The following is a 2,573-nucleotide window of genomic DNA, read 5'->3' on the forward strand; positions in this document are numbered from 1 at the left end:
CATTTCCTTGGCCATCAGTTCGGCCAGTTCGACCGAACTGCCGGTGCGTTCGCCGTTGGCGCCAACCAGCGAGAAGGGCGGTCCTTGAGTCTGCACGGCGACGCGCAACTCGCCGCGCTTGGTGATGTCGTCGAGCGTACCGGCACTGGCAGCGGCAGTGAGCCCGGCGAGTGCAAGCCCGGCGATGAAAAATCTGGCAATCTTCATTTCGGTATTCCTCCTTGTTTTATTGTTCCACGTTGTTTTTCACCCTTTGGGGTGCTTTTTGAGCGGCAGCGCCGTTGCCGACGGCAGCCACCGTTCGAAAATCTTCCTGCCTCAGTCCCGTGCCACCGTCTCGGAAACCGTGATGCCACGCTTGGCCAGTTCGTCGAAGAACCTGATGTCGGGCACGTCCAGCAGCGGGTTCAAAAGGCCCGGTCTGGTGATCTCACGCCGCGCGAGCATCTGCGCCACGATGCTGGCGGGATAGCCGACGCCGAGGCTCATGCCGAACAGGCCCGAAGCCAGGTCCCGCTCGATGATCAGGTCCGACGTCACCGTCTTGGCGCGGCCGTCTTCGAGGCCGGAAAAGACATTGCGCATCACGCACAGGTCCTTCTCGCCGGGACCATATTGCAGTTGCGGGCCGAGCAGACGGCCGAGGAATTCGCGCGGGCTGTTGCCTGTGCCGGGCACCTTGTCTTCGGAGAGGAAGCCAAGCTCCTTCAGCGGCGCCCAGAAGGCCGACCATCCCGGCCAGCGCAGCGTGTAGCGGCCGGAGCGGCGCAATCCCTTGGCGGCGTCCAGCATCTCGACATAATGCAGCGCATCGCCATTGGGGAAGGCTTCGAGCTTGCCCAGACCCGCAACCTCGATTTCATGGATGAACGGATTGTCGTGCTGCTGGCCGGCCGGCACCGCGACGCGTTTCCCGTCTTCGATCATCACGCTGTCGCGGTTCTGGCTGACCAGGACCATGTCGAAATTCCAGCTCACCTTGTAGCACAGCGGCTTGGCCATCGCCTTCGGCTCGGGGATGCCGCCGCAATAGGAATCGATCGAGGAAATCGAGTCGAACTGCCTGGCGGCGCGCGCGTACAGCACGAGGTCGATGCCGGGGTCGAGCCCGCATTCGGTCATGATCGAGACGCCGGCCTGTTCGGCGGCTGGCGCCAGGTCGGCGATCGACTTGGCGTAATTGGTGGTGACCAGCGGCGTGCGCGTGGCGATCGCGGCCTGCACCGCCTGGCGCATCAGCGGCTGCGGCAACAGGTCGATGACGGCGTCGACATCATCAAGCACAGTGGCCAGCGCCGGGCCGATCGCGCCTTCAGGCACCACGAAGCGCACGCGGGCAAGATCGGTCAGGCCGGCAAGCCGGGCCGGGCCATCCGCTGCGGTATCGACGCAGACGATTTCCTCGACGCCGACGCTGGCGACGAGGTCGGCGATTGCCGCCCGACCTTGCAGGCCGAGGCCGCCTAGTACCGCGATCTTCATGCCGGCTCCTTGCGGTCGTCCGACCAGCAGCCTTCCGGCAGGCTGACCCATTTGTTGCAGGACGCCATGACGACGAAGGTTTCGCTGCGCACGACTTCGCCGGGCTCGCCGGCGCCGGGGATCAGTTCGCTGGTGACGCGGTAGAGATCGGCGACGTCACCGGCCACCGTCACGTCGACGATGATGTCGAAGCGCCCGGTGACCACCGAAGCCGAGTTGACGAAGGGCAGTTCGGAAATGCGCTGTGCCAGTTCGCGGGCCCGGCCGCGCCCCTGGGCATTGATGCCGACAATGGCCGAGATCAGCTCGGGGCGCTCGGTCAGGTTCAGCAGGCCGACGATCTTGAGCAGGTTGCGGTCGAGCAGGTTGCGCAGCCGCGTGCGCACCGTCGGCACCGAAATCGCCAACATCTCGGCGATGCGGTTGATGCCCGGCTGTGCATCCTGCGACAGCTGTTTGACCAGCCGCCGATCGGTCAGATCAAGATGTTCCCGCAAAGTCCCCGTCTTTCACAAAAGGAAAAAACTTCGGCTATTTTTTTGCCAATGTGCAAACAAGCTACGTCACGGATATTTGAAAAGCAAGGCGCTGTTTTCACGCGAACTGGGTAGGTCGTCTGCCTGCAGGCGGCCGAACGTGCTGGCGAAAGGCAGCGCGCAGACTAGGACAATCGTGTTGTGATCGGGCGATTGAAGGTGGTGATGCCCCGCTGTCGACGCATGCCGCCGGCGCGTGGCCCGTCCGGATTTCTTCGATATTAATTTTCTTGGTCAAGAATTTGCCCGATCAAGCTGGCACAAGGTCGGCGATCTGCAATGATGTTCCAAGTTTTTCTGACATGATGCTTCATCGATATGGGCGTTTGACTAAAGTGGCGCAGTGTTACCTTGCTTGCCTTGCGGTCCTGCTCGCATTCGGCCCGCCGGTCATGGCAGCCGATAATCGTCTGCACAATTGCGGCGACGATGAGCTCGACGCCTCCAAGCGGATCGTCGTGTGCACCAGCCTGCTGGAGGACAAGGCCGTATCGGTGAATGATCAAGCCCTTGCCCATTTCAACCGAGCGAATGCACTGGACGGCAGCGGCGAAT

The 2,573-nt window shown here is 62.5% G+C and carries 3 protein-coding genes and 1 pseudogene; 1 reads left to right on the forward strand and 3 read right to left on the reverse strand.

Annotated features, from left to right (window positions below; all coding sequences use genetic code 11):
- The 3 genes and pseudogenes from EN939_RS29260 to EN939_RS29270 all read right to left on the reverse strand — a co-directional run.
- Window positions 1-207 (reverse strand): annotated as a pseudogene (locus EN939_RS29260) (transporter substrate-binding domain-containing protein); the annotation flags it as partial.
- A 111-nt stretch (window positions 208-318) separates the two neighbouring features.
- Window positions 319-1,482 (reverse strand): saccharopine dehydrogenase family protein, encoded by a 1,164-nt coding sequence (locus tag EN939_RS29265; RefSeq protein ID WP_127271167.1) that lies wholly within the window; start codon window positions 1,480-1,482, stop codon window positions 319-321.
- Window positions 1,479-1,979, reverse strand: coding sequence for an Lrp/AsnC family transcriptional regulator (locus EN939_RS29270; protein WP_127271168.1), 501 nt, complete (start codon window positions 1,977-1,979; stop codon window positions 1,479-1,481). Before EN939_RS29270 ends, EN939_RS29265 begins: the two co-directional genes overlap by 4 nt.
- Window positions 1,980-2,248: 269 nt before the next feature.
- On the opposite strand from EN939_RS29270, the gene EN939_RS38245 reads away from it, so the two are divergent.
- A partial coding sequence (locus EN939_RS38245; RefSeq protein ID WP_164751317.1) for a hypothetical protein occupies window positions 2,249-2,573 on the forward strand: 325 nt, incomplete at its 3' end.

Origin of the sequence: Mesorhizobium sp. M7A.F.Ca.CA.002.05.1.1 (assembly GCF_003998335.1) — a bacterium.
Taxonomy (GTDB): Bacteria; Pseudomonadota; Alphaproteobacteria; order Rhizobiales; family Rhizobiaceae; genus Mesorhizobium.

Bases quoted from the DNA above. Each gene is read 5' to 3' on its own strand.
- EN939_RS29265 (WP_127271167.1), bottom strand. From the start codon at position 1,482: ATGAAGATCGCGGTACTAGGCGGCCTCGGCCTGCAAGGTCGGGCGGCA.